At 67.8% G+C, this 26,195-nt stretch carries 24 protein-coding genes; 10 read left to right on the top strand and 14 right to left on the bottom strand.

Annotation, left to right across the window (positions count from 1 at the left end; translation table 11 throughout):
* Positions 1-80 precede the first annotated feature (80 nt).
* Positions 81-947, top strand: coding sequence for a CPBP family intramembrane glutamic endopeptidase (locus tag CUJ89_RS22895; protein WP_114179702.1), 867 nt, complete (start codon positions 81-83; stop codon positions 945-947).
* Positions 948-981: 34 nt separating this feature from the next.
* On the opposite strand, the gene CUJ89_RS22890 is transcribed toward CUJ89_RS22895, so the two are convergent.
* The 5 genes from CUJ89_RS22890 to CUJ89_RS22865 all read right to left on the bottom strand — a co-directional run bounded on the left by CUJ89_RS22890 (position 982) and on the right by CUJ89_RS22865 (position 6,857).
* Complete coding sequence (locus CUJ89_RS22890) at positions 982-1,962, bottom strand: aldo/keto reductase (protein WP_114179701.1); 981 nt, start codon at positions 1,960-1,962, stop codon at positions 982-984.
* A gap of 306 nt (positions 1,963-2,268) precedes the next feature.
* Positions 2,269-2,940, bottom strand: coding sequence for a MarC family protein (locus CUJ89_RS22880; protein ID WP_114179700.1), 672 nt, complete (start codon positions 2,938-2,940; stop codon positions 2,269-2,271).
* A gap of 139 nt (positions 2,941-3,079) precedes the next feature.
* Positions 3,080-3,880: an enoyl-CoA hydratase-related protein gene (locus tag CUJ89_RS22875; protein WP_114179699.1), complete on the bottom strand. Its 801-nt coding sequence runs from the start codon at positions 3,878-3,880 to the stop codon at positions 3,080-3,082.
* Positions 3,881-3,918: 38 nt separating this feature from the next.
* On the bottom strand, positions 3,919-5,241 hold the full coding sequence (gene paaK, locus CUJ89_RS22870; RefSeq protein ID WP_114179698.1) for a phenylacetate--CoA ligase PaaK: 1,323 nt from the start codon (positions 5,239-5,241) through the stop codon (positions 3,919-3,921).
* A gap of 59 nt (positions 5,242-5,300) precedes the next feature.
* Positions 5,301-6,857, bottom strand: a complete 1,557-nt coding sequence (locus CUJ89_RS22865) for a 3-hydroxyacyl-CoA dehydrogenase (RefSeq protein ID WP_114179697.1) — start codon at positions 6,855-6,857, stop codon at positions 5,301-5,303.
* 550 nt (positions 6,858-7,407) lie between these two features.
* Here CUJ89_RS22865 and CUJ89_RS22860 point away from each other — a divergent pair.
* Positions 7,408-8,496, top strand: coding sequence for a calcium:proton antiporter (locus CUJ89_RS22860; protein WP_114179696.1), 1,089 nt, complete (start codon positions 7,408-7,410; stop codon positions 8,494-8,496).
* A gap of 94 nt (positions 8,497-8,590) precedes the next feature.
* Here CUJ89_RS22860 and CUJ89_RS22855 read toward each other — a convergent pair whose 3' ends face one another.
* From CUJ89_RS22855 to CUJ89_RS38875, 4 genes are all read right to left on the bottom strand, one after another.
* Entirely contained in the window at positions 8,591-9,736 is a 1,146-nt protein-coding gene (locus tag CUJ89_RS22855; protein WP_114179695.1) for a LysM peptidoglycan-binding domain-containing protein, read from the bottom strand.
* Between the two features lie 20 nt (positions 9,737-9,756).
* Positions 9,757-11,010 carry a hypothetical protein gene (locus tag CUJ89_RS38590; protein WP_236655061.1) on the bottom strand — a complete coding sequence of 418 codons (1,254 nt, stop codon included), beginning with the start codon at positions 11,008-11,010 and terminating at the stop codon, positions 9,757-9,759.
* A gap of 175 nt (positions 11,011-11,185) precedes the next feature.
* Positions 11,186-12,094 carry a LysR substrate-binding domain-containing protein gene (locus CUJ89_RS22845; RefSeq protein WP_114179693.1) on the bottom strand — a complete coding sequence of 303 codons (909 nt, stop codon included), beginning with the start codon at positions 12,092-12,094 and terminating at the stop codon, positions 11,186-11,188.
* Complete coding sequence (locus CUJ89_RS38875) at positions 12,087-12,209, bottom strand: hypothetical protein (protein WP_265341773.1); 123 nt, start codon at positions 12,207-12,209, stop codon at positions 12,087-12,089. The genes CUJ89_RS22845 and CUJ89_RS38875 overlap by 8 nt, the downstream gene beginning before the upstream one ends.
* Here CUJ89_RS38875 and CUJ89_RS22840 point away from each other — a divergent pair.
* Complete coding sequence (locus tag CUJ89_RS22840) at positions 12,208-13,146, top strand: 2-hydroxyacid dehydrogenase (RefSeq protein ID WP_114179692.1); 939 nt, start codon at positions 12,208-12,210, stop codon at positions 13,144-13,146. The genes CUJ89_RS38875 and CUJ89_RS22840 overlap by 2 nt on opposite strands.
* Positions 13,147-13,214: 68 nt before the next feature.
* Positions 13,215-14,579: an MFS transporter gene (locus CUJ89_RS22835; RefSeq protein WP_114179691.1), complete on the top strand. Its 1,365-nt coding sequence runs from the start codon at positions 13,215-13,217 to the stop codon at positions 14,577-14,579.
* Positions 14,580-14,610: 31 nt separating this feature from the next.
* Here CUJ89_RS22835 and CUJ89_RS22830 read toward each other — a convergent pair whose 3' ends face one another.
* Complete coding sequence (locus tag CUJ89_RS22830; protein WP_114179690.1) at positions 14,611-15,579, bottom strand: LysR family transcriptional regulator; 969 nt, start codon at positions 15,577-15,579, stop codon at positions 14,611-14,613.
* Between the two features lie 360 nt (positions 15,580-15,939).
* Here CUJ89_RS22830 and CUJ89_RS22825 point away from each other — a divergent pair, with 360 nt between their 5' ends.
* The 4 genes from CUJ89_RS22825 (at position 15,940) to CUJ89_RS22810 (ending at position 20,298) form a co-directional block, all read left to right on the top strand.
* Entirely contained in the window at positions 15,940-17,115 is a 1,176-nt protein-coding gene (locus tag CUJ89_RS22825; RefSeq protein WP_114179689.1) for an HPP family protein, read from the top strand.
* Between the two features lie 125 nt (positions 17,116-17,240).
* Entirely contained in the window at positions 17,241-17,654 is a 414-nt protein-coding gene (locus CUJ89_RS22820; RefSeq protein WP_114179688.1) for a MarR family winged helix-turn-helix transcriptional regulator, read from the top strand.
* Between the two features lie 20 nt (positions 17,655-17,674).
* Positions 17,675-19,462: a chloride channel protein gene (locus tag CUJ89_RS22815; protein ID WP_114179687.1), complete on the top strand. Its 1,788-nt coding sequence runs from the start codon at positions 17,675-17,677 to the stop codon at positions 19,460-19,462.
* 500 nt (positions 19,463-19,962) lie between these two features.
* Positions 19,963-20,298: a hypothetical protein gene (locus CUJ89_RS22810; protein ID WP_114179686.1), complete on the top strand. Its 336-nt coding sequence runs from the start codon at positions 19,963-19,965 to the stop codon at positions 20,296-20,298.
* An 89-nt stretch (positions 20,299-20,387) separates the two neighbouring features.
* Here CUJ89_RS22810 and CUJ89_RS22805 read toward each other — a convergent pair whose 3' ends face one another.
* Both CUJ89_RS22805 and CUJ89_RS22800 read right to left on the bottom strand, forming a co-directional pair.
* Positions 20,388-20,708, bottom strand: a complete 321-nt coding sequence (locus tag CUJ89_RS22805) for a pyrimidine/purine nucleoside phosphorylase (RefSeq protein WP_069617951.1) — start codon at positions 20,706-20,708, stop codon at positions 20,388-20,390.
* Between the two features lie 177 nt (positions 20,709-20,885).
* The gene (locus tag CUJ89_RS22800) at positions 20,886-21,788 is read right to left on the bottom strand and encodes a LysR substrate-binding domain-containing protein (RefSeq protein ID WP_114179685.1); all 903 of its coding nucleotides are present in this window, start codon (positions 21,786-21,788) and stop codon (positions 20,886-20,888) included.
* Between the two features lie 182 nt (positions 21,789-21,970).
* Here CUJ89_RS22800 and CUJ89_RS22795 point away from each other — a divergent pair, with 182 nt between their 5' ends.
* Together CUJ89_RS22795 and CUJ89_RS22790 are read left to right on the top strand one after the other, a co-directional pair.
* Positions 21,971-23,155, top strand: coding sequence for a M20 aminoacylase family protein (locus CUJ89_RS22795; RefSeq protein WP_114179684.1), 1,185 nt, complete (start codon positions 21,971-21,973; stop codon positions 23,153-23,155).
* 41 nt (positions 23,156-23,196) lie between these two features.
* Positions 23,197-24,510: an MFS transporter gene (locus tag CUJ89_RS22790; protein WP_114179683.1), complete on the top strand. Its 1,314-nt coding sequence runs from the start codon at positions 23,197-23,199 to the stop codon at positions 24,508-24,510.
* 85 nt (positions 24,511-24,595) lie between these two features.
* On the opposite strand, the gene CUJ89_RS22785 is transcribed toward CUJ89_RS22790, so the two are convergent.
* Both CUJ89_RS22785 and CUJ89_RS22780 read right to left on the bottom strand, forming a co-directional pair.
* A complete protein-coding gene (locus tag CUJ89_RS22785) occupies positions 24,596-25,705 on the bottom strand; it encodes a porin (protein WP_201752387.1) in 1,110 nt (369 codons plus the stop codon).
* Between the two features lie 50 nt (positions 25,706-25,755).
* Positions 25,756-26,175 carry a DoxX family protein gene (locus CUJ89_RS22780; protein WP_114181511.1) on the bottom strand — a complete coding sequence of 140 codons (420 nt, stop codon included), beginning with the start codon at positions 26,173-26,175 and terminating at the stop codon, positions 25,756-25,758.
* Between the last annotated feature and the right edge of the window lie 20 nt (positions 26,176-26,195).

The following is a 26,195-nucleotide window of genomic DNA, read 5'->3' as shown; positions in this document are numbered from 1 at the left end:
CCTCAGCCGGCCCCGGAGCGGCGCGCCAGGACGGCTGCTGTATGATGCGCGGCGTATCGTCCGACCCATCCCCTCCTGTCATGTCCCTTTCGCTCCTTCCGTGCGCCACGATCTGGCTCGCCCTGTTCGCGGCCGCCGCATTCGCGTGGCATCGCCCGCTGCACGGCCTGAGCGTCGGCCTCGCCGCGCTCGGCTATGCAGGCGCACTGGCGTTCGGCCAGCTCGCGCCGGTCACGCTGGCGCCGCTCGCGCTGCTGGCCGCGGCCGCCTGGGGCGTGCTGCCCGAGCGCCCGCTCGCGGTGCGAATCACCGCGCACACCGTCTTTGCCGCACTCGCGATCGCACTGAGCCTGCACCTGATTCCCGGCTTCCACAATCCGCGCGTGATCGCCCCGACGCGCTTCACGCCGGACGCCGTGCCGTTCACGATGTACCTGAATTTCGACAAGCCGCTGGTCGGCCTGTGGCTGTTGTGGGCGCTGCCGTGGGTCGCCCCCGACGTCGCACTGTCGCGCGCGCTGCGCACCGGCGCGGTGGCGGCCGTCGCGACGGCCGCCGCGTGCCTGGCCGGCGCGCTCGTGTTCGGGATGGTCGGCTGGGCGCCCAAATGGCCGCCGTCGGGCTGGCTGTGGCTCGTGAACAACCTGCTGCTCGTGACGCTCGCCGAGGAGGCGCTGTTCCGCGGCTACGTGCAAGGCGGGCTGACGCGCGCGCTCCGCGCGTTCGCATGGGGCCCGTGGGCCGCACTGGCAATCGGCGCAGCGCTGTTCGGCGCCGCGCACGCGGCCGGCGGCTGGCAATGGATCGTGCTCGGCACGGTGGCCGGCGTCGGCTACGGCCTCGCGTGGCGGCGCGGCGGACTGCTCGCGTCCGCGCTCGCGCATGCGGGGCTGAACGTCGTCCACTTCGGCCTGTTCACCTACCCGATGCTCGCCGCCGCGCGCTGAGTGCGGCGCGCGGCGCCGCCCGGCGATGCCGCGCTCAGTTGAACCCGGCGACCGCGTGCGGCACGTACGGGCCTTCGAGCGTGGCGATTTCCTCGTCCGTCAGCGTCAGCTGGAGCGCGCCGAGCGCATCGTCCAGTTGATGCGGCTTCGAGATGCCGACGATCGGCGCGGTGACGCCGCGCTTTTGCGCAACCCACGCGAGCGCGACCTGCGCCCGCGGCACGTTGCGCGCGGCGGCGATCGCCGCGACAGCCTCGACGACCGCCTTGTCGGCATCGGCCGTCGCGTCGTACAGCCGCTGGCCGACGTCGTCCTTCTGCTGCCGTTCCGACGATGCGTCCCAGCTGCGCGTCAGGCGGCCGCGCGCGAGCGGGCTCCACGGAATCACCGCGATGCCCTCGGCTTCGCACAGCGGCAGCATTTCCCGCTCCTCCTCGCGATACAGCAGGTTCAGGTGGTCCTGCATGCTGACGAAACGGGTCCAGCCGTTCTGCTTCGACGTGTACAGCGCCTTCGCGAACTGCCACGCGAACATCGACGATGCGCCGATATAACGCGCCTTGCCGGCCTTCACGACGTCGTGCAGCGCCTCGAGCGTCTCCTCGATCGGCGTACCATAATCCCAGCGGTGAATCTGGTAGAGGTCGACGTAATCGGTGCCGAGCCGCTTCAGGCTCTGGTCGATGTCGGTCATGATCGCCTTGCGCGACAGGCCGGCGCCGTTCGGCCCCGGCCGCATCCGGTAGAACACCTTGGTGGCGATCACGACGTCGTCACGCATCGTGAAATCGCGCAGCGCGCGGCCGACGATCTCCTCCGACGTGCCGTCCGAATACATGTTCGCGGTATCGAAGAAGTTGATGCCGGCTTCGACCGCCCGCTGGATGATCGGGCGGCTCTCCGCTTCCGGCAGCGTCCACGGGTGCGTGCCGCGCGACGGCTCGCCGAACGTCATGCAACCCAGCACCAGCTTCGACACCTCCAGCCCGGTCGACCCGAATTTCACGTATTCCATCGCACGCCTCGTCATTGAAGTTGAGCTTGCGGCCGGATGCACGCCGCCGTTCGGCGCGCCAGGCGCGAACGGTGCGCTGCGCATCCGCCGGACGTCGCATGTTATCCCGCGCGGCGCAAACGCGTATGGCCGCGCGCGCCGGCACGCCGTGCGCATCGGCGCGCACAATCTGCCATTCGGAAGGATCGCCGCGGCGGCGCAGGCCGCGCTCGCGCGCTTCGGCCGCATCGACGTGTTCGTGAACAACGCGGGAATCGGCTATTTCGGTTCGTTCGACGAAAGCAAGCGCGACGAACGGCGGGCCGCTTACTTGATCTGGTCGGCGATCGGCTGCAGGAACGCGGAGAAGCCGGTCAGCATGATCTGCACGCCGATGCACAGCAGCAGGAACGCCGACACGCGCATCGCCACCTTGGTGCCTTCGGTGCCGAGGTAGCGCGACAGCAGCGCGGCGCGGCTGTAGGTCTGCCAGATCACGACCGCGACCAGCACGGAGACGGCGATCGACACGATGCTCGACAGCATGAACTCCGACAGCTTGTGCGTGCGGTTCGCGTTCAGCGCGATCGCGGTCGAGATCGAGCCGGGGCCGACCGTCAGCGGCACGGTCAGCGGGAAGAACGCGCGCGTCATGATCGCGTTCGCGTCGATCGGCTTGACCGGCGTGTCGCCGCCGCCCGGCACGTCGGGCTCGTTCAGCATCTGCCAGCCCGCCACCGCGACCGCGAAGCCGCCGCCGATCCGCAGCGCCTCCATCGAGATCCCGAAGAAATGCAGCACGGGCGTGCCGACGAAGAACGCGACCAGCAGCACGATGAACGCGTTGAACGCGACCTTCCTCGCAAGCAGGTCCCGCTCGTGCTCGGTGAGCGCCTCGGTCCGCTCGAGAAACAGGAACGCAATGCCGATCGGATTGATGATGCCGATCAGGCCGGTGAAGCCGAACAGGATCTCGGAGATAAGGCGGTTGACGATCATCGGGCGAAGAATCGGTCGGGGCTGGGCCGGCAGCGCGCCGGAGGTCACGCATTGTAGAGCAAGCGCCCGCGCGCGAAACGCAAAATGCGGCCGGGCCCGCTTCGCCGTCGAAGGTCGTCGTTGGTCTCGTCGTTTGCCCTTACTCGGCGCCCGCCTCCCACGCCGGCGGCCGCTTCGCGAAGAACGCGGCGAAGCCTTCCTTCGCTTCCGGCGTCGCCCGCACGCGGGAGATCGTCTGTGCGGTGAACGCCGCGCGCTCGTCCGACGGCGGATACTCGCCGATCCCGTCGAAAAAGCGCTTGATCTCCATCAGCGCGTTCGGGCCGTTGCGGCCCAGCTCGGCGAGCGTCCGGCCGAGCGCTTCGTCGAGCGCGTCGAGCGGCACGGCCTGGTGGATCAGGCCGATCGCGACGGCTTCGCCGGCGGCGAGCTGCGTCGCGGTCAGCGCGAGCCGGCGCGCCTGGCGCTGGCCGACCGCCTCGACCAGATACGGGCCGATCACGGACGGCAGGATCCCGAAGCGCGCCTCGCTGACCGAAAAACGCGCGTGCTCGCTCGCGATCACGATGTCGCAGGCCGCGCACAGGCCGACGCCGCCACCGAACGCGTGGCCCTGCACACGCGCCACCGTCGGCTTCGGACACTGCCGGATCGCGCGCATCATCGCGGCGAACCGTTCGGCGTCGCGCAGGTTCGCAGCCGCGTCGTTCGCGCTGGCGCGCTGCATCCACTGCAAGTCGGCGCCCGCGCAGAATGCACGTCCGTCCGAGCGCAGCACGATTGCCCGCACGTCGTCGCGCCGGCCGAGCGCCGTGAACGCATCGGTCAGCTCGGCGATCATCGTCTCGTCGAATGCGTTGAGCACGTCGCCGCGCTGCAGCGCGACGGTCGCGATACCGCGCGCATCGACCGCAACGGCCAGGGTCTTCAATCCATCCATCGAACAGGTTTCCTCGAATAAAACAGCCAACATCGGAATCAGGCAGCCTGGCGGCGGTCGATCACGCGCCGGGCCTTGCCGGTCGCGGTCGCGGGAATGCCGCCGGGCCCGAGCACCGTCACGCCGGACGACACGCCGACCAGCGTCTTGATCCGGTGCTGCAGCTCGCGAGCGAGCGCCGCGCGATCGCTTTCGGTGACGGACGCGGCAGCCTCGGAGCGCAGCTCGACCGCGAGGTCGAGCCGGTCCATGTGGCCGTCGCGCGACAGCGTGATCTGAAACTGGCCCGACAGCTGCGGCAGCGCGACGACGATCTCCTCGATCTGGCTCGGGAACACGTTCACGCCGCGCACGATCAGCATGTCGTCGGAGCGGCCCGTGATCTTCGCGAGACGGCGCATCGCGCGCGCGGTCGGCGGCAGCAGCGCGGTGAGGTCGCGCGTGCGGTAGCGGATCACCGGCATCGCCTCCTTGGTCAGCGACGTGAACACGAGCTCGCCCGGGCTGCCGTCCGGCAGCACTTCACCCGTGACGGGATCGATGATCTCCGGATAGAAATGGTCTTCCCAGATCACGGGGCCGTCCTTCGTCTCGACGCATTCGCACGCGACACCGGGGCCCATCACTTCCGACAACCCGTAGATGTCGAGCGCGTCGATGCCCACGCGCGTCTCGACTTCCTCGCGCAACGCCTGCGTCCACGGCTCGGCGCCGAAGATGCCGATCTTCAGCGACGACTCGGCCGGGTCCATCCCCTGCCGCACCATCTCGTCGATCAGGTTCAGCATGTACGACGGCGTGACCAGAATGATCTTCGGCTCGAAATCGCGGATCAGTTGCACCTGCTTCTCGGTCTGCCCGCCCGACATCGGCACGACCATGCAGCCGAGCCGCTCCGCGCCATAGTGAATCCCGAGGCCACCCGTGAAGAGCCCGTAGCCGAACGCGTTGTGCAGCGTGTCGCCCGGGCGGCCGCCGGCCGCGCGGATCGAGCGCGCGGTCACGTTCGCCCACGTGTCGATGTCGCGCGCCGTGTAGCCGACCACGGTCGGCTTGCCCGTCGTGCCGCTCGACGCGTGCACGCGCACGACCTGCTCGCGCGGCACCGCGAAGAGCCCGAACGGATAGTTGTCGCGCAGGTCGTTCTTCGTCGAGAACGGGAATCGGGCGAGATCGGCGAGCGTCGTGAGATCGTCCGGGTGCACGCCCGCCGCATCGAACGTGCGGCGATAGTGCGGGACGTTGTCGTACGCGTGGCGCAGCGACCACTTGAGGCGCTCGAGCTGCAGCGCCTGCAGTTCGTCGCGGCTGGCGGTCTCGATCGGCTCGAGAGTGGCGGCGGGATGCGTCGGGTGAGTCATCGGGGTGCTCCTCCAATGGAGTGATGTCGTTATCGTGATCGAAGTAACGGGGCCGGCGGCTACGACCGGAACGTGCGGCCGGCCGCATGCAGCGCGGCGATGCGCGGCGACACGCGATAGCGGTCCTCGCCGTAGCTCGCCGCCAGGTTCGACAGCACGCGATGCACGCGGCCGATGCCGATCGCATCGGCCCACGCGAGCGGGCCGCACGGGTAGTTCACGCCCTTCTCCATCGCGAGATCGAGATCGGCGGGCGAGCACACGCCCTGGTTCACCGTGTCGGCCGCCTCGTTCGCGAGCATCGCGACGGTGCGCATCGCGACCATCCCCGGCACGTCCGCGACGCCGACGACGCGAAAGCCCGCCTGCTGGAACAGGCCGACCGCGTCCGCATAGGCCGCATCGCCGCACTGGAGCGCGCGCGTCAGCGCGACGAGCCCGGCCTGCGCGTAATCGCGCGCGAGGTCGACGAGCACGAGATCGGCCACGCCCGTTTGCGCGGCGCGCGCGGTTGCCGTGCGGCCGTCGGTCAGCGCGATCGATGCGCGGCCGGCCGTCGCGAGCAGGTCGTCCGGATGCGCGCCGGCCTGCCGGGCGAGCGCGATGCGTTCGGCGAAGCGCGCGTGCAGCGCGGCGGCCGGGCCGTCCTGCGCATACAGCGCGACGTCGGACGGCGCGTCGCGCGGCGGTTCGAGATCGGGCGCGGGCGGCGTCGCGCCGTCCGTATACGAATAGAAGCCGCGCCCCGACTTGCGCCCGAGGAAGCCCGCGTTCACGAGTTCCTGCTGGATCAGCGACGGCGTGTAGCGCGGGTCGTTGAAGTACGCGCGGAACACCGACTCGGTCACCGCGAAATTCACGTCCTGACCGATCAGGTCCATCAGCTCGAACGGCCCCATCCGGAAACCGCCGGCCTCGCGCATCACCGCGTCGATCGACGCCGGCGCACCGCCCTGCTCGTTCAGCACGCGCAGCGCCTCCGCGTAATACGGACGCGCGACGCGGTTCACGATGAAGCCCGGCGTCGATTTCGCCATCACGGGTTTCTTGCCCCACGCGGCGGCAGTCGCATAGAGCACCTGCGCGACATCAGGCGCGGTCGCGAGCCCGCTGACCACCTCGACGAGCGCCATCAGCGGCGCCGGGTTGAAGAAATGCAGGCCGGCGACGCGCTGCGGCACGCGCAGCCCGGCCGCGATCGACGTGATCGAGATCGACGACGTGTTGGTCGTCAGCATGCATGCGTCGTCGACATGGCGTTCGAGGGTCGCGAAGATCTCGCGCTTCACGTCGAGCCGCTCGGCCGCCGCCTCGACGATCAGCGCGGCGCCCGCGAAGTCGGCCAGCGCGCGCACCGCGCGGATCCGGTTGCCGGCTGCGTCGGCCTGTGCCGGTTCGAGCCGGCCTTTCTCCGCGAGCCGCGCGAACTGCGCGCGGATGCCGGCCAGCGCCTTGTCGCAGGCTGCTTCGTTCAGGTCGTACAGCAGCACCGTATGGCCGGCCGCCGCCGCAACCTGCGCAATGCCCGCGCCCATCGCGCCGGCGCCGATCACGCCGACGACGGCCGACGGCGCCAGCGCGCCCGGGTTCACCGAATGTCCAGAGGAAACAGCCATCGCTTGCGATCCGTCATGAAGTGGAAGTGCGAGCGATTATAAACCGACCGGTCGGTAGATTTATGTCAGGGCGAGCCCGAATTTGTCGGGCAAGAGGCCGTTACGGAAACTGCAAAGACAAATAATTGAAAGATTGGGGCACTTTTTGTAAACCGAAAGGTCAACGTAAGCGTTCGAATATGGGATAGTGGCCCCCAAACGCCTGATAAAATTCGACAAACCGCCGGATTTCAGGGGGAAACCGCGTGTCGCGCCGCTACCGCTGTCCATCGCCGGCCGCCCTTCAGGGGTCGGAACCGAGCCTCCGGCCCGCGCGTCGTCACGTGTGCTCGCCTCGCCGTCGGCGGCCAACCGCATCGAACCGTTTCATCCAGCGACGGGCCTCGGCCCGCCCGCGCCCCTCGCCGCCCCGCCGCGGCGAACTCGAGGCAGCGCCTTTGCGCGCGGCCACCCTTCGGTTTCATCGTCCTCGTTCGGCGGATTGCCCGGCCGGGCTTCGTCAATCCGTGATGGCGCGTCGCGCGCCGCCACTCGCATAAGGAAACCCTTCATGCCGCTCTCGTCCAACCAGCTCCCGCGCTGGACCCTCTGGGCCCCGCTTGCCGCATGGCTGGTACTCGCGCTGTCGCGCGCCGTGCCGGCCGAAGGCCTCGTCATCGCGGTGTTCGCCGCCGCGCTCGCCGGCGCGGTGTTCGCCGCCGTCCACCATGCGGAAGTCGTCGCCCACCGGGTCGGCGAGCCGTTCGGCACGCTCGTGCTCGCGGTCGCCGTGACCGTCATCGAGGTCGCGCTGATCGTGTCGGTGATGCTCGGCGCGGGCCCCGAGAAATCGGGCCTCGCGCGCGACACCGTGTTCGCCGCCGTGATGATCATCTGCAACGGCATCGTCGGCATCTGCCTGCTGGTCGGCGCGTGGAAGCACGGCGAACAGGACTTCCAGGGGCGCGGCGCGAGCAAGGCGCTCGCGGTGCTCGCGTCGCTGTCGGTGCTATCGCTCGTGATGCCGAACTACCTGAGCGCCGTGCCGGGCCCGCAGTTCTCGAAATCGCAGCTCGCGTTCGCCGGCGTGTCGTCGCTCGTGCTGTACGGCGTGTTCGTGTTCGTGCAGACCGTGCGCCACCGCGACTACTTCCTCGCCGATCACGGCAGCGAGAACGAAGCAGTGCACGCGGCGCCGCCGAGCGGCCGCACCGCGCTGATCAGCCTGCTGCTGCTGTTCGTGAGCCTCATCGCGGTCGTGCTGCTCGCGAAGCTGCTGTCACCGGCCGTCGAGCACGCGGTGATGAAGCTCGGCGCACCCGAAGCCGCGGTCGGCATCGTGATTGCGGCGCTCGTGCTGCTGCCCGAAGCGCTCGCGGCCGTCACGGCTGCGCGCGCGAACCGGCTGCAGACCAGCATGAACCTCGCGCTCGGTTCGGCGCTCGCGAGCATCGGGCTCACGATCCCGACCGTCGCCGCAGTGTTCATCTGGGTCGGCCAGCCGCTCACGCTCGGCATCGGCGCGATGGAAACCGTGCTGCTGGCGCTGACGCTGCTCGTCAGCACGCTGACGCTCAGCCAGGGGCGCACGACGGTGCTGCACGGCGTCGTGCACCTGTCGCTGTTCGCCGCGTACCTGTTCCTGTCGTTTACCCACTGACCACTGACGCCCATACGCGCACGGCACGGCGAATCACCGCCGTGCCGCGCGCTTCCTTTCACGTCCCTTCACACGCCTTCACTTCACGCGACCGCTACCGCACCGGAATCACCAGATGCTGGCCGGCCAGGATCAGGTTCGGATTGGCAAGGTTGTTGCGGCGCTGGATCTCGCGATAGCGCTGGCCGCTGCCGAGCTTGCTGGCCGCGATCATGTTCAGCGTGTCGCCCGTCTTCACCACATACGTGTGTTCGCCCGACGCGGCCGCGGTCGTCACCGCCTGGTCGCTGACGAAGTACTTGCGCAGCAGGTCGAGATACTGCGGCGACTGCTTGAGCTTTGCGATCGCGGCGTTCAGGTAGATCAGCAGATCCTGGTCGTCGGCGCGCACGCCGATCTTGTACGCGATGTTCGAGCCGTCGAGCTTGGTCACCGCGAACTTCAGGTCGGTGTCCTTGATCGAGCTGACCGCGAACGGATAGTCGTAGATGAACGCGTCGACCGTATGGCCGTCGATGCTCTTCGCGATGAACGCCGGATCGGAATCGTCGACCTCGACGAACCGCACGTTCGGATACTGGCGCGTGACGAACGCGCGCACGTCGGGGTCGCCCTTCAGGATGCCGACCGTCTTGCCTGCGAGATCGTCGGTCGAGCGGATCGCGGACCCTTGCCGCACGATCAGCGAATAGCCGAAATCGTCGACATACGGCACCGAATAGACAACCCCCGCCGGCGTGTTGTCCGGGAACGTCAGCCCGTCCATCGCCACATCGACGACGTGGTTCCCCTTTGCGTCCGTATCGAGCAGTTGCTTCGGCACGCCCGGGTACGTGTCGACCTCGTGACGCGTATCGACGGCGACCGGCTTGCCGCCGTGCGAGAACGACGGATCCGCGAACAGCAGCCGCGCGAATTCGACGTTGAAGCCGTGCGGTGCGCCCTTGGCCTCGCCGAAGAACGGTTCGCTCGGGTTCTGCACCGAGATCCGCACGATGCCGTTTTCGGCAATCGATTTCAGCGCGCTGGCCTGCGGCGTGAAGCCGGCCGGCAGCACGTTGGCCGACGGCGACGGCTGCGCGGGCTGGCCCGTGTCGCCCGCCTGCGCGGACGTCGCGGCCGGGGCCGGGGCCGGGGCCGCGTCATGCGCGGGAATCAGCGTCGACAGGCCGCCCTGATGCACGATCCATACGCCGACGAGCACCACCAGAAACGCGACTGCGCCGAGAAGTTTTTTCATGGTTGCGTGCCTGCGGGAAGTTATTGTTGTTTCGACGGCAACACAGCGGGATTCGCCGCATCGGGCCCGGGCACATGGCTGCCGTTCATCACCGCCTGCTGCTGCGCCTGCTTGACCTCGGGGTTATCCATCAGCGACGTCTCCATTTCGGAGAACGCCTTGTTGACCGAGCGCATCACCGAATCGACGGCCACGTCGGTCTTGATCTGCTCGAACGTGTCGGCCGCCTGCCGGCCCGCGAGCTTGTTCATCTGCTGCGCCGCCTGCGACATGTCCCACATCGCCTTCGCGCGGTCGATCGCCAGGGCGAAATTCTTCAGTTCGGCCTGCACCTGCTTGTAGCGGCCCTCGCGAAACGCGAGGAGCTGCTTCATCGTATCGAGCTGCGACCGGAAACGCGGCGCATCGTCCGGATACTGCTTCTCGAACAGTTCCGTCTTGCCCTCGAAGTTCTTCACCTCGGTGCGGAACGCGGTGATGCTGTCCGCGAATTTCTGTGCCGCCTGGCGCTTTTCCGCGAGCTGGTTGATCAGCGTCTCGATCGGATTCGCCTGCGCCTCCTCGACGATCATCTTCACCTTCTGGTTCGCGAACTTCATCGCGACGACCGGCGCGAAATAGATCGCGCCGAGGCCGATGACGCCCGCCGTGACCAGCGCGATCATCCCCTTCAGGATGAACAGCGCGGCCGGCGCCGCGATGGCGACGCCGGCGATGATGATCGCCCACTTGATCAGCTTTACCTTGCCATTCCCCGAACTGCCGTTTGCTTCATTCGAAAGCTGCGACATGAGTTTTTCTCCTTGAACCTCGAACCGAACTGCGTGCGTTTGCTGCGTCAAGCTCAATCGAAATGCTTCGGACTCCGGTGCCGCCGGACGGTCGGGAAAGCCGGCGGCGCAATACAAAGGACGGGCGCCGGCGGGCGTCACGAGACGCCGGTGTAGGCGCCGTTCGGGATGCGGAAATCGGGGGCGGCAGGCTGCGGCGCGATGCGGCGGCGCAGAACAACGCCGGACATCGTCGCGACCTTCGCGCGGACGGGAAAGTGTACCGATGCACGGTACGAAACGGGATGACGGATACGTGACGCGACGGGCGTCGGGAGAATCGTTGCTCCGGCAGGCCGACAGATGCGGGGCCGGGATTCCGGTACGAGTGCGTAAAGGCTCATCGTTGTTCTTTTGCGTATCGCGGGTGCAGGAACCGCGCGGCCGGCGCGTCCCGCTCCAAATGCACGGACGTATCGTGCGCCGACCGGCATGCAGCGTCAAGCGGTTGTCGCAGTGCAGCGAACCGCCGCGTTCCGCCGTTGAAACGCAGGCATCTCGGCAGCTTTCATGACGGTAAGGATTCGCACGACGCCCGGCTGCCGCGCTCGATCAGGATTGCTTGTCATTGCATGCGGCAAGCTTCCGGATTGAAAGCTTGTCACACGACATGGGCGCATTACGCCGCCGCGTCATCCGGCTCCTGCGCGAGAAACCGCTCGACCATCGCGTTGAACACCGGCAGCGCCGGATTGTCGTTGTCCGCGCGCCACGCGAGATACAGCTCGGCCGCCACGTTGACGCTCGTCAGCGGCCGGAACACCACGCCGTCCACATGCAGCTCGCGCGCCGAAGCCGGCACGAGCGCCGCGCCGAGCCCTGCGCGCACGAGGCCAAGGATCGTATGCGTCTGCCCGACGTAATGCAGGTAGTTCGGCAGCCGCCCGGCGCCAGCGAACATCCCCGAGATCATGTCGTGGAAGTACTTCCCCTCGTTCGGCGAATACGCGATGAACGGCTGCCGGTCGAGCTCGTCGGGGCCGATCCGCGCGTACGCGGCGAGCGGCGCGCCTTCCGCGACCGCGACCAGCATCGGTTCGCGCTGCACGAGCCGGTATTCGAGCGGCTGACGCGCGGCGCGCTGGCGCACGAAACCCGCGTCGAGCATCCGCGATGCGAGCGCGTCGATCTGCACGGTCGACACCATCTCGCGCAATTCGACATCGACGTCCGGCAGCGCATGCGCCGCATGCGCGAGCAACACCGGAATCATCCGGTACGCGCTGACGGCCGTGAAGCCAAGCGTGATGCGGCCGGCCCCGCCGTGCGCGACGCGCTGCGCGGCCTGTTCGGCCCGTGCGGAGAATTCGAGGATGTGCCGCGCGTCGCGCAGGAAGCGCTCGCCGGCCGCGGTCAGCCTGACCTGCCGGCTGCTGCGCTCGAGCAGCGCGATGCCGAGCGCGTGCTCGAGCAGCTGTATCTGCCGGCTGAGCGGCGGCTGGGTCATGAAAAGCCGCCTGGCCGCGCGGCCGAAATGCAGTTCCTCGGCGACCGCGACGAAGCAGCGAAGCTGGTGCAGTTCAATCATCCAAATCTTGAATCAATCGATAGTCTTTTGATGTTAGACCGATATCGATACGATTTCTATACTCGGTTGCACCTGATGCGCGGCCCACGCCGCGCACGACGACCGAGACCTTCATGACCATCGACATCCTGCTCACCCAGCCGCTTCCCGACGCCATCGACGCCGAACTGTCCGCCCGCTACGCGGTGCACCGGCTGTATGCGGCCGAGCAACCGGACGCGCTGCTCGATCGCGTTGCGTCGCGCATTCGCGGTGTCGTGACCGGCGGTGCGAACGGCCTGTCCGCCACGCTGATGGACCGGCTGAGCGCGCTCGAGATCGTCGCGATCAGCGGCATCGGCACCGACGCCGTCGATCTCGACCGCGCCCGGGCGCGCGGCATCCACGTGACGACCACGCCCGACGTGCTGACCGACGACGTCGCCGACATGGCGCTGGGGCTGATCCTGATGACCCTGCGCGACCTCGGGGCCGGCGAGCGGATCGTGCGCGCCGGCCGCTGGGGCAAGGCGGCGCAGCCGCTCGCGACGCAGGTGACGGGCAAGCGGCTCGGCATCGTCGGGCTCGGCCGCGTCGGACGCGCGATCGCGCAGCGCGCGCAGGCGTTCCGGATGCCCGTCAGCTACTTCGGCCCGCGCGAGCATCGCGACAGCGGCTATCGCTTCGTGCCCGACCTCGCCGCGCTCGCGCGCGACAGCGACGTGCTCGTGATCGCGGCATCGGCCGATCACGGCAACGTGCTCGTGACGGCCGACGTGCTCGCCGCGCTCGGTCCAGCAGGATTCCTGATCAATGTCGCGCGCGGCAAGCTGATCGACGAAGCGGCGCTCGTGCGCGCGCTTGCCGACGGCACGATCGCCGGCGCGGGCCTCGACGTGTTCGCGAACGAGCCGCACGTGCCGGCCGCGCTGCTCGAGCTCGACCGCGTCGTCGTGCAGCCGCACCGTGCGAGCGCAACGCGCGAAACGCGCGACGAAATGGGCCGGATCGTGCTCGCCAACCTTGCCGCGTGCTTCGCGGGCCAGCGCCCGCCGACCAGCATCACGAGTTGACCGCCGCACGGCCGCCGCCCCCGTTACAACACCAGATGGCTCCGCACGACGGAGCCCAGGAGACACGCATGTCCAATCGATCCAGCGGCGCCGCCCTCGCCGCGTCGCCCGCCGCCTCCCGCGCGATCGGCCGCGTCCGCTATGCGGTCCTCGCGCTGATTTTCGCGGTCACCGTCATCAACTATGCGGACCGCGCGACGATGTCGATCGCCGGCACCGGCGTCGCGCACGACCTCGGGCTGACGCCCGTGCAGCTCGGCATCGTCTTTTCGGCATTCGCATGGGCCTATGCGATCGGCCAGATCTCGGGCGGCTGGCTGCTCGACCGCTTCGGCGCGCGGCGCGTATACGGCCTGAGCCTGCTGCTGTGGTCGGTATTCACGATGCTGCAGGGTACGGTCGGCTGGCTCGCCGTGCAGGGCGCGGCCGCGACGCTCACGCTGTTCGCGATGCGCTTCATGCTCGGCCTCGTCGAATCGCCGGCGTTCCCGGCCAATTCGCGGATCGTCGCGTGCTGGTTCCCGACCGCCGAACGCGGTACGGCGTCGGCCTTGTTCAATTCCGCGCAATACATGGCGGTCGTGCTGTTCACGCCCGCGATGGCATGGCTCACGCATGCGCTCGGCTGGGCGCACGTGTTCCTGTGGATGGGGATGCTCGGCATCGCGCTCGCGGCGCTGTGGTTCGCGTGGTATCGCGAGCCGCATGGCCATCCGCGCGTGAGCGACGCGGAGCGCGACTACCTGCGCGCACACGGCGCGCTCGTCGACCTCGAGGCGAACCGCGTGCGCCATCGGGCGCGCGTGTCGTGGCACGACGTATCGCAACTGTTCCGCCACCGGAACCTGTGGGCGATCTACATCGGCCAGTACTGCATCACGGCGCTCACCTACTTCTTCATCACGTGGTTTCCGATCTACCTGATCAAGGGGCGCGGGATGACGATCATGGAGGCCGGCTGGGTCGCCGCACTGCCGGCGATCTGCGGGTTCACGGGCGGCGTGCTCGGCGGCGTGCTGTCGGACTGGCTGATCCGGCGCGGCATGCATCCGTCAAGGGCGCGCAAGACGCCGTTCGTCGTGGGGATGGCGATGGCGACGCTGCTGGTGCTCGCGAACGGCGCATCGTCGAACGCGGTCGTGATCGCGCTGATGACGATCGCGTTCTTCGGCAAGGGGCTCGCGGCAGTCGGCTGGGCCGTGCTCGCCGACACGGCGCCGGAAGGGATGGTCGGCCTGAGCGGCGGCGTGTTCAACGGCCTCGGCAACATCGCCGGGATCGTCACGCCGCTCGTGATCGGCTATTTCGTCGCCAGCACGGGCTCGTTCGCCGGCGCCTTGTGGTTCGTCGCCGCACACGGGTTGATCGGCATCGTCGCGTACGCATGGCTCGCGGGCCGCTTCGAGCGGATTCGCATCACGCCGGGCGCATGAACATCGCCGCGGCGCCCGCCCGCAGGTGCGCTCAAGCGCGCTTGCGGCCGCCCGGCGTCTGCTCGGTCGTCAGCCGGTCGAGTTCGCGCAGGTCGTTCTCCAGCGCGGGCGTAAGCGTCGTGCGCAGGTGGTCGAGGAACGTGCGGATCTTCGCGTCGAGATAGCGTCGCGTCGCGTAGACGGCATACACGCTCACCGTCTGCAGACGGTACTCGGGCAGCACGCGGATCAGCCTTCCTTCGCGGATGTCGTCGAGCACCGTATACAGCGCGACGCACGCGATCCCGCGCCCGGCGCGCACCGCGACGCACAGCGCGTCCGGCACGTTGACCTGGAACGGCGCCGGCTGCAGCGCGTAGATGGCCTCCTCGCCGTCGCTGCGCTCGAGCCGCCATTCGCTGGCCGGCGATGCGGGCGTGTCGAGGCGCAGGCACACATGGTTCGGCAATGCGTCGGGCGACTGCGGCGTGCCGTGTCGCGCCAGGTATTCGCGCGACGCGACGAGCACGCTGCAGCTCGTGCCGCAGGTCTGCGCGACGTAGCCCGAGTCGGGTAGCTGCGACGCCGTCACGATCGACACGTCGTAGCCCTCCTCGACCAGATTCGGCATCCGCTGCGCAAGTGTCAGCTCGACCGACACATCGGGGTTGTCCTCCTGGTAACGGACGATCGACGACACGACATGACTCTGCCCGAGCCCCGTCATCGCGTGGATGCGCATCTTGCCGCTCGGCCGCAGCAGCGCGTTGCGCGCCTCCGCGTTCGCATAGTCGATTTCCGCGAGGATCGATTTCGCGCGCTCGAAATAGCGTTCACCGCTTTCGGTCAGGCCGAGATGGCGCGTCGTGCGATGCAGCAGGCGCGTCTGTACGTGCGCTTCGAGGTTCGATACCGCGCGCGACACCTGCGCGGTGGTCGCGTCGATTTCCTTCGCGACCGCAGTAAAACTGCCGGCTTCGACAACGCGCACGAACAGGCGCATGTTTTCGAGCATGTCCATTGAATTGGCTTGGGGAGAGTCAGTGGGGAGGCGTCGGCAGCGCTCGCGTCAGGGGGAACGGAACGCAGCCGCGAACCACGTCGAATCGATCACCGTGCCGGGGGAAAGGCGGGAGAGCGGGCATCGCGTACGTGGTTCTGGCATAACGGGGAGATTCAGTGGCCGGAATTGTACGCCGCTGCAGACAAATTTGCGCTATTGCCCGGCGTCCGGGTTCTCATCAGACGAAAGGTTTTTGCAAGGCTCGCGCGTCGCGCGCGTGCAACGGCATGATGCGATGCGGCAATTTGTATCACAACGCGATATAATTCCGCTTTTGTCGCTGCGCGCCCGCGCCGTCATCCTTACCGCTTACCGTCCATGTCGTCAGGCTCCTCTTCGTCGCGCCGCACGTTGCGGCAATGGCTGCACAGCTTCATTCCCCATCCGATGTCGCTTGGCTGGCGCGAGCGCCTGCGTTCGTGCACGGGCGCGCTCGTCGGCATCGCGACGGTCGGCGCCACGATGCGGCTGCTGCCCGGCGTGCCGGGCCTCGTGCCGCTGCTCGTCGCGCCGATGGGGGCGTCGGCCGTGCTGCTGTTCGCGGTGCCGGCGAGTCCGCTCGCGCAGCCGTGGTCGATCATCGGCGGCAATCTCGTCGCGGCGACGGTCGGTGTCGCGTGCGCGCAATGGATCGCCGATCCGATTACGGCCGCCGCGGTCGCGATCGCCTGTGCGATCGGCGGCATGTTCGTGCTGCGCTGCGTGCACCCGCCATCGGGCGCCGTCGCGCTCACGGCCGTGGTCGGCGGCCCGGCGATCCATGCGCTCGGGTTCAGTTTCGTGCTGGAGCCGATCGCGCTGCAATCGGCGATCCTGCTGTCGGCCGCGCTCGCGTATCACGCGCTGACCGGGCACCGCTACCCGCACGGCGGCGTGCGCCCCGAAGCGAAACCACACGCCGGCGGCGCCGCACCGGCGCGCGGCGGCTTCACGCGCAGCGACCTCGACGCGGTGCTGAAGCGCCGCAGCGAATGGCTCGACGTCGATCCGGACGATCTCGAAACGCTGCTGCGCGAAACCGAGATGCAGGCCTATACGCGCACGTTCGGCCAGCTCACGTGCGCCGACCTGATGACGAAGAATGCGATCGAGGCCGCGCCGTCGACGTCGGTCACGGCCGCGCTCACGCTGCTCGACCGCCACCGCGTGAAAGCGCTGCCCGTCGTCGACGGCGACGGCCGCCTGACCGGCATCGTCACGCGCGCCGACCTCACGCGCCAGTTGCGCCGCCCGACCCCGCTGTGGCAACGCCTGTCCGCACGGCTGCCGCAATCGTTCGGCGGCCAGCCGGCCAGCGTCGCGTCCGTGATGACGCGCGACGTCGCGTTCGTGCCGGAAACGATGCCGATCACGGCGCTCGTGCCGCTATTCACGCATTCGGGCCACCACCACATTCCGGTCGTCGATGCATCGCGCCGGCTCGTCGGGATCATTACGCAGACGGATCTCGTCACGGGCCTTTACCAGCAGACGCAGATGCTCGAGGCCGCTTAACGCCGGCGTCGCATCGACGTCACGCCGACGCAACGAAGAATGCATTCATTCCGCGAAAACCCGGTCATTTATATCATATTGTGATATATTTCCCGCTACCGAAACCGACTGCCCGACCGACCTCGATGAACGATACCCGACGCGCGCTGGCCAAAAGCGATTTCCAGCAACTGTCCGAGTTCCGCTACCAGATGCGCTGCTTCGAGCGCTTCTCCGAACGCGCCGCGCAAAGCGAAGGCGTGACGCCGCTGCAATACCTGCTGCTGCTGCACATCAAGGGTTATCCGCATCGCGAATGGGCGACCATCGGCGAAATCGCGGAACGCCTGCAGGCGCAGCATCACGGCGTCGTCGCATTGGTGACGCGCTGCGAAGCGCTCGGGCTCGTGAAGCGCAAGACCAGCGAAGCGGACCGCCGGCAGGTCGAGGTCCACCTCGAGCAAGCCGGCGAGACGCTGCTCGCACGCCTCGCGGCCATGCATCGCGCCGAGCTGAAGTCGCTCAAGGACGCGTTCCAGGTTCCGCAGATCGATTACTGACCCTTGTCTTTTCCACTCAGATGAACGCACCACACAAACGCGATTTCTCGACCAACGAACGCCTGCCCAGGATCGCGTTGCTTGCCGCCGGGATCGGCCTGCTCAGCACGCTTGGCGCGTTCGTGCTGTTGAGCCTGATCCACCTGTTCACGAACCTGTTCTTCTTCCAGCAGTTCTCGTTCGCCGACCACTCTCCCGCGAACAACACGCTCGGCGCGTGGGTGATCGCCGTGCCGGTGATCGGCGGGCTGATCGTCGGGATGATGGCGCGCTTCGGTTCGGAAAAGATCCGCGGCCACGGCATTCCGGAAGCGATCGAGGCGATCCTGTTCGGCAAGAGCCGCATGTCGCCGAAGGTCGCGATCCTCAAGCCGCTGTCGTCCGGCGTCGTGATCGGCAGCGGCGGCCCGTTCGGCGCCGAAGGCCCGATCATCATGACGGGCGGCGCGCTCGGCTCGCTGATCGCGCAATGCGTGCACGTGACCGCCGCCGAGCGCAAGACGCTGCTCGTCGCGGGTGCGGCCGCCGGCATGACGGCCGTGTTCGGCACGCCGGTCGCCGCCGTGCTGCTCGCGGTCGAACTGTTGCTGTTCGAATGGCGTCCGCGCAGTTTCCTGCCGGTCGCGCTCTCATGCGCGGTGGCAGGTTTTGCACGCGCGCTGTTCTTCGGCGTCGATCCGCTGTTTCCGCTGACCACGGCCGCGCCGACCCCCGTCGCGCTGCTGTCGTGCATCGTCGCGGGCCTGCTGTCGGGCATGCTCGCATGCGGGCTGTCGGCTGCGCTGTACCGCGTCGAGGACACCTTCGCGAAGCTGCCGGTGCACTGGATGTGGTGGCCCGCGCTCGGCGCGATCGTGATCGGCATCGGCGGCTGGCTCGAACCGCGCGCGCTCGGCGTCGGCTACGACGTGATCGGCGACCTGCTGCACCAGCACATCGCGCTGAAGATCGCGCTCGCGCTGCTGATCGTGAAGGCCGTGATGTGGGTGATCGCGCTCGGCTCGGGCACGTCGGGCGGTGTGCTCGCCCCGCTGCTGATGCTCGGCGCCGGCCTCGGCACCGTGCTGTCGCCGATGCTGCCGGGCGGCGATCCGGCGCTGTGGCCGCTCGTGTGCATGGCCGCGACGCTCGGCGCGACGCTCGGCGCCCCGCTGACCGCGATCGTGTTCGCGTTCGGCCTCACGCACGACGCCAACGCGCTGCTGCCGCTGCTCGCGGCGACGCTCGTCGCGCACGGCTTCGCGACCATCGTGATGAAGCGCTCGATCATGACGGAAAAGATCGCGCGCCGCGGCTATCACATCTATCGCGAATACGGCGTCGATCCGCTCGAGCGGCATGACATCGGCGAAGTGATGACGTCCGCCGATCGGCTCGTCGCGATCGACGGCGCATCGACGCTCGATACCGTCGATTCGCAGTACTTCGGCGCGAAGCAGACGCACCGCGCGTACCCGGTCGTGCAGAACGGCCGCCTGCTCGGTCTCGTCGATCGCGCGACGCTCGACGCGCAGCGCGCGCAAGCCGCGGCCGACACGCCCATCTCCGGCGCGTTCGCCAACCGCGCGCCGGCCGTCGCGCTTGCGCACGAAACGTGCCGCGTCGTCGCGTCGCGACTCGCGATGCTCGGCCTCGAACGCCTGCCGGTCGTCGACGACGAGCAATCGCTGCGCATCACGGGCATCGTGTCGCGCAGCGACCTCATCAAGCCCGCGCTCCAGCACTTCGACGACGAACAGAAGCGCGAGCGCTTCCGCCCGGTCGTGCCGGTCAACCTGCGCGACGCCGGCACGCGCAAGGTCGGCTGACGCAACCAGCCGGCGCGGCACCCCGGCCGCGCACGGCGCCCTCACCTCGCTGCACGATGCGGCGCGCCCCTCGCGCGCCGCATCGCATTTCGGCGCTCCGGGTTTAAAGTTGGTTAACAATTCGACCGGCGAAAGTTTGTCATCATGGTGCTCATGCGACGGGGCCACCAATCAGCCATTCCACTTCGCCATCAGATAAAGAGTCGCGGCGCGGCATGCACACACATGCCGCTCGCCGTGGCCGTCACCTCACCACACGACCGGGCAGCGCGCCGACCGGGCAACGCATGACGTCGTTGCCGCGTCACCCGTCCACGGACGGGCCGCACACGATGCATGCCGCGCCGCAGCAGAACTGCAAAGCACCGGAGCCGCCGTTTGGCAAGCGCGTTAACAACTTGTTTCGGAATAGCCGGAACCGTGCTTGTCCGATGCGATCTCACTTGTACGCAGTACTGCTGCGCATCCCACTCAATCAATCACGACTCGAGGGAGATAACGTGAACGCGAAATACTTACCGCTCATCGCATTGACCGTGGCATTTTCTGCTCATGCAGCCGATCCTGCCGTGCAAAACGTGGGACAAAGCCAGAAACCGGCCGACCAAGTGGCGCAGTGCATCGCCAAGACCTGGGCCGACAAGTCGCAGCAACAGGTGACGTCACAGTATGAAATGGCGAACGGCCTCGCAATGGCCGTTTATGCGCCGGGCCAGCAGCCGCCGAATGGGGCCGCCGCCGTAGTGCGCCCGGCCAACACCGCGAACGCGAAGACCTGGGTCGGTTTCCGCGGCGGCAACGCCGCTTCCGCCGGCGACATCAACGCCTGCCTGTAACGAGAACAGGCGCTCCGGATGGCCTTGCGCCATCCGCTTGCTATAAGCCCCGCTTCGGCGGGGCTTTTCTTTTGTTGCGCGAGCGGGTCTTACAGGTAGCTACAGACGTAATCGAGCGTCTCGAGCACTTCGATGTCGAAGCGGCTCTTGCCCGGCACCGAGAACGATTCGCCAGCGCCGTAGGCCTGCCATTCGCTGCTGCCGTCGAGCTTCACGCGGCACTTGCCGGCTTGCACTTCCATCAATTCGGGCGCGTCCGTGCCGAAGTTGAGCGCGCACGGCAGAATCACGCCGAGCGTCTTGCGCGTGCCGTCCGGGAAGAGCACGGTATGCGACACGCACTTGCCGTCGAAATAGACGTTCGCGCGCTTGACGACCGATACGTTGTCGAATTGGGTTGCACTGGTCATGTGATGCCTCTGCTTGCTGGATGCCGGATGGCGATGTTGTTGGAAGCCGGCCGGAGCGGCGGGCCGGCCGCTATGATACCGGCTCGCGCGACGTGCGCCGGAACTGCATGCCGCAGCCCGGATGTCGAGCCTGCAATCTTCAGGATGACTACGTGACTATTGCAGGGCGGCACCGGCTCACCGCAGCCCCTTGCGTCGCGCGGAATCGCGCAGGCAATCGAGCAGCATCGCCGCGGCCGGCGTCAACGGGCTGTCGCGACGTGTGATGACCTGCACCGACACGCCCGGCAGCCGCTCGCGGATCGGCAGCACCGCCAGCTGATCGCGCGCCCACTCGCCCTGGAGCAGTTGCTCGGGCATCGACGCGACCAGGTCGCAGCCCGTCATCAGGCTGTGCGCGAGCCCGAAGCTCGGACATTCGACAACGCGCGCCGGCACCGGCAGCCCGTACGCGACGAATGAATTGAACAGCACCTGCGTCGAGCTTTCCGGTGACGGGTTCATCAGCCAGTCGGCTTCGACGAGATCCGCAAGCGACGTAGCCGACGCGAGCGGATGCCCCTTGCGCGCGACGATCAGCGAGCGGCTCGCATAGAGTTCCGCATGATCGAACTCGGCCGCCAGCAATTCGGGCACGACGACGACCACCGCGAAATCGAGCGAGCCGTCGTGCAGACGCGGCAGCGCGACGCCCGGAAATCCTTCGATCAGATTGACGCGCGCCACCGGAAAGCGGCGCCGGAACGCGCGAAACGCATCGGGCAGGATCGTCACCGCGGCGGCCGGCGTAATCGCCGCCGCGACGGAGCCCGTCATCGCGCCCTGCGCCTGCTCGATGTCGTCGCGGGCGCGCTGCATTTCGGCGACGATCAGCCGTGCGCGCACCTGCAACTGCTGGCCGAACGCGGTGAGCTGCACGCCGCGCGCGGTGCGTACGACGAGCGACACGCCGAGCGCGATCTCCAGCTCCTTGACCGCCTTCGTCAGCGCCGCCGGCGACACGTTCAGGCGCCGTGCGGCCGCGCGAATGCTCCCTTCTTCCGCGACGGTGACGAACGCTTTCAGCTGATGGTATTTCATGGCGGCAATGCGTGATCCGTGGAAACCCTGCGCCCGGCCACGCACGCCGGATCAGGGTATTCCCGGGCGGCAACCGGTGGTGTGCACCAAAGCAATTTATCAGCTTATGGTGCACAAAAGAAATTTATATCCTTGCTCGTCATATGCGCGTCAAACGCCCTATCGGCCCCACAGGAGACACCATGCTGCAAGCCGTGAACCCCGTCATCCCCGGCATCGCCGCGATCGCCCCCGAGCTGGTCGAGGTGCGCCGCCGCATCCACGCTCATCCCGAACTCGCGTTCGAAGAAACGCTCACCAGCGATCTCGTCGCCGAGCTGCTCGCCGGCTGGGGTTATGAAGTGCATCGCGGCATCGGCAAGACGGGCGTCGTGGGCGTGTTGCGCGAAGGGCAAGGCACGCGCACGGTCGGGCTGCGCGCCGACATGGACGCGCTGCCGCTCGCGGAAGCCACGGGCCTGCCGTACGCGAGCCGCCATGCGAACAAGATGCATGCGTGCGGCCACGACGGCCACACGGCGATGCTGCTGTGCGCGGCGCGCCACCTCGCGGCGACGCGCCAGTTCTCCGGCACGCTGAACCTGATCTTCCAGCCGGCCGAGGAAAACTTCGGCGGCGCGAAGGCGATGATGGACGACGGCCTGTTCGACCGCTTCCCGTGCGACGCGATCTTCGCGATTCACAACATGCCGGGCCGCGCGGCCGGCGACATGGCCTTCCGCACCGGCGCCGCGATGGCGTCGGCCGACCGCGTGACGATCACGTTGCGCGGCGTCGGTGGCCACGGCGCGATGCCGCACTTCGCGCGCGATCCGATGTCGGCCGCGGGCAGCATCATGGTCGCACTGCAGACGATCGTCGCGCGCGAGGTCGATGCGCAGCATGCGGCCGTCATCACGGTCGGCAGCGTGCAGGCCGGCGAGACCTTCAACATCATTCCTGAAACCGTCGTGATGAAGCTGTCGGTGCGCGCGCTGAACGCCGACGTGCGAGCGCTGCTCGCGCGCCGCATCGAAGCGCTCGTGAAAGGCCAGGCGGAAAGCTTCGGCATCACGGCGGAAGTCGATTACGACTACGGCTACCCGGTACTCGTCAATCACGCGGAACCGACCGCATTCGCGGCCGACATCGCGCGCCAGATGCTCGGCGGCGAGCGGGTCGAAACAGAAGCCGCGCCGTTGATGGGCAGCGAGGATTTCGCGTTCATGCTGGAAGCGCGCCCCGGCTGCTATGCATTCATCGGCAACGGGATCGGCAGCAAGGGCGGCTGCATGGTGCACAACCCCGGCTACGACTTCAACGACGACATCCTCGCGATCGGCGCGAGCTACTGGGTTCGCGTCGCCGAAGCCTGGCTCGCGGCCTGAAGGCCCTTCACCACGCAGTTTCGCGCTTACCGGGGAATCCCATGGAAACGTCTGCCCTTTCGTTCGCCGGCACGCCGGCCGATTCACGCGCCGCCGCGAAGAAACGCCGGCTGATCGCGGCCGCCGCCGTCGGCAACGCGCTCGAGTTCTACGACTTCACGGTCTACAGTTTCTTCGCAATCCTGATCGGCAAGCTGTTCTTTCCCGTGCATTCGTCGTTCGGGCAGCTGATGCTCGCGGTCGCGAGCTTCGGCGTCGGCTTCGTCACGCGCCCGCTCGGCGGGCTCGTGATCGGCATGTACGCCGACCGCGCCGGCCGCAAGAAGGCCATGATCCTGACGCTGCTGCTGATGGCGCTCGGCACCGCGACGATCGCGGTCGCGCCGACCTTCGCGCAGGTCGGTCTCGCCGCCCCGCTGCTGCTCGTGCTCGCGCGCCTGCTGCAGGGGTTCGCGTCGGGCGGCGAAGTGGGTGCATCGACGACGCTGCTGCTCGAACAGGCGCCGCAGCATCGTCGCGGCTTCTACGCATCGTTCCAGTTCTCGAGCCAGGGGCTCGCCGCGCTGGCCGGCGCGCTCACCGGCGTCGCGCTGACCTCGACGCTGAGCGCGGCGCAGCTCGAAAGCTGGGGCTGGCGCGTGCCGTTCATCATCGGCACGCTGTTCGTGCCGATCGGCTACTGGCTGCGCCGCACCGTCGAGGAAGTGCCGGTCGCCGCGCCCGTGCACGACGAACCGGTCGCATCGCTGCCGCTCGCCGACGTGCTGCGCCATCACGGCAAGGCCGTGTTCGCGGGCCTCGGCGTGACGATCGGCGGCACGTCGATCCACTACATCATCGTGTTCTACATGGCGATCTACGGCGTGCAGGTGCTGCACCTGCCGACCTGGCTGTCGATGACGGCCGGCTGCGTCGCCGGCGCGATCCTGATGCTCGTGACGCCGATCGGCGGCCACCTGTCCGACGTCTACGGGCGCAACCGGATCGTCTGGTGGACGCGCATCGCGCTGATGGTGGCGATCTATCCGGCCTTCATCGCGCTGAACCGCTGGCCGGGCGCCGTGTCGCTGCTGTCGATCATCGCCGGGTTGTCGATCGTGCACGCGATCAACATCGGCGCGACGGGCGCGATGCTCGGAGAACTGTTCCCGCGTGCGGTGCGCGCGACCGGCGGTGCGCTCGTGTACAGCGTCGGCGTCGCGATCTTCGGCGGCTTCGCGCAGTTCTTCGTCACCTGGCTGATCGCGGCGACCGGCAATCCGAACGCGCCCGCGTGGTATGCGATCGGCTGCGGCGTGTTCACGCTGCTCGCCGTGCGCTGCATGGATGAAAAGGCGGGGAAGTCGCTCGACTGAGCCGGATTCGACACGGCCGCGCGCCGCAAACGAAAAGGCACGGGTTCAATCACCCGTGCCTTTCGCGCATCCGGCGTCGCCCCCCTCAGAACGTATGCATCATCCCCACATACGCGCCCGTCTGCGACTCGCCCGTCAGCGGGCTCGTACCCGACGTCGCGTCGCGCGGCGTCGCGAGCAGCGAGAAGTTCGAGTTACCGCCGTTGCGCACATACGCGACCGTGCCGTACAGGAACGTACGCTTCGACAGGTTGTACGTGGTGCCGAGCACGTACATCATCGCGTGGCCCGACGGATCGTGCGACGCATCGCCGCCGCCGTCGCCCACCTTCACGTAGTACCCGCCGCCCGTCACGGCCCACTGCGGCGTCGCGGTGTAGGTCGCGCCGAGCCAGTAGTGATCGGCGCGGTCGGCGACGCCGGCCGGGCTGTCCGGCGCCTGGTAGTGCGTATAGGCGCCCTGGATCTTGAACTTCGACACCTTCACGTTCGCGCCGACGAAGTACTCGCGCGACGCGGTGAAGATGTTGCTGAACTTGCCGTTGTTGTCGCGCAGTTCGTCGTAGATGCCGCGCACGTCGAGCACCGGCGAGTGGTACGAGATCATGATCCCGTCCGAGCGGCCGAAATCGTCGGCCGCGCCGTAGTTGAAGCCGCGCGACTGGTTGCCGAACGCGTATTGCGCCTGCACGTCGAAGCCGCCGATCACCGGGCTGTGATATTCGATGTTGTTGCTGCTCTGCTGCCAGTTGCGGCCGCGCACGAGCGACGCCGACGAAAACGCCTGCTGGACGAACGGATCGAATTCCCACACGCCGTCGCTGTCGATGAAGAGGTTGCGGCCGGCCTGCAGTTGGCCCCACGTGTCGCTTTTCAGGCCGACATACGCGCGCCGCGACCACATGCGCCCGCCGCCCGTCTGGCCGTTCATCACCTGGAACGCGGTTTCCAGGTTGAAGACCGTCGACATCCCGCCGCCGAGATCCTCGAAGCCCTTCAGGCCGAACATGCTGGTGCCCCAGTCGCCGCCTTCCGCGCTCCAGCGCGACTTGCTGCCGTTCGGCGTCGCGATGTGGTTCAGGTATTCGATGCCGCCGTCGATCCGGCCGTACAGCGTCACGCTCGTCTGTGCAAAGGCAGCCGCCGGTGTCGCGGCCGCGATCAGCCATGCGAAGTGTTTGAGTCGCAAAGTCATGCCCCCTCGGAGTCTCGACCATCCGACGCGCGCCCCATGCGCGCGCCCGGTCATCCGCGATCGATCGAAAAACGCCCGGGGCCGGCCGCGCAGAGCGCGAGCAAGCCGCCCGAGATCGCGATGTTCTTGTAGAAATGAATCATGTTGTTGATCTGCTCGCCGCCCGTCATCGTCCAGTAGTGGTGGCCGATGATGCCGGTGCCGATCGTATACAGCGCAAGCAATAGCGCGAGCGGCCGCGTCTGGAAGCCGACGAGGATCGCAATCCCGACGAACAGCTCCATCACGACCGAGATCGCGGCGGACACGATCGGCGCGGGCGCGCCTTCCGAGCCCATGAACGCGATGGTACCGGGGAAGTCGACGATCTTCTTCCAGCCGAACATCACGAACAGGATCACGAGCAGGATTCGGGAAAGCAGCAGCAGCACATCGCGCTGGGACGCGAGAAACGGTTGATTCGGTGTCATGGTGTCGATCAACGAAAACG

Origin of the sequence: Burkholderia pyrrocinia, assembly GCF_003330765.1 — a bacterium.
Classification (GTDB): Bacteria; Pseudomonadota; Gammaproteobacteria; order Burkholderiales; family Burkholderiaceae; genus Burkholderia; species Burkholderia pyrrocinia_B.
The sequence above is the reverse complement of the archived record's forward strand: the minus strand, read 5'-3'. Positions and strand labels throughout refer to the sequence as shown.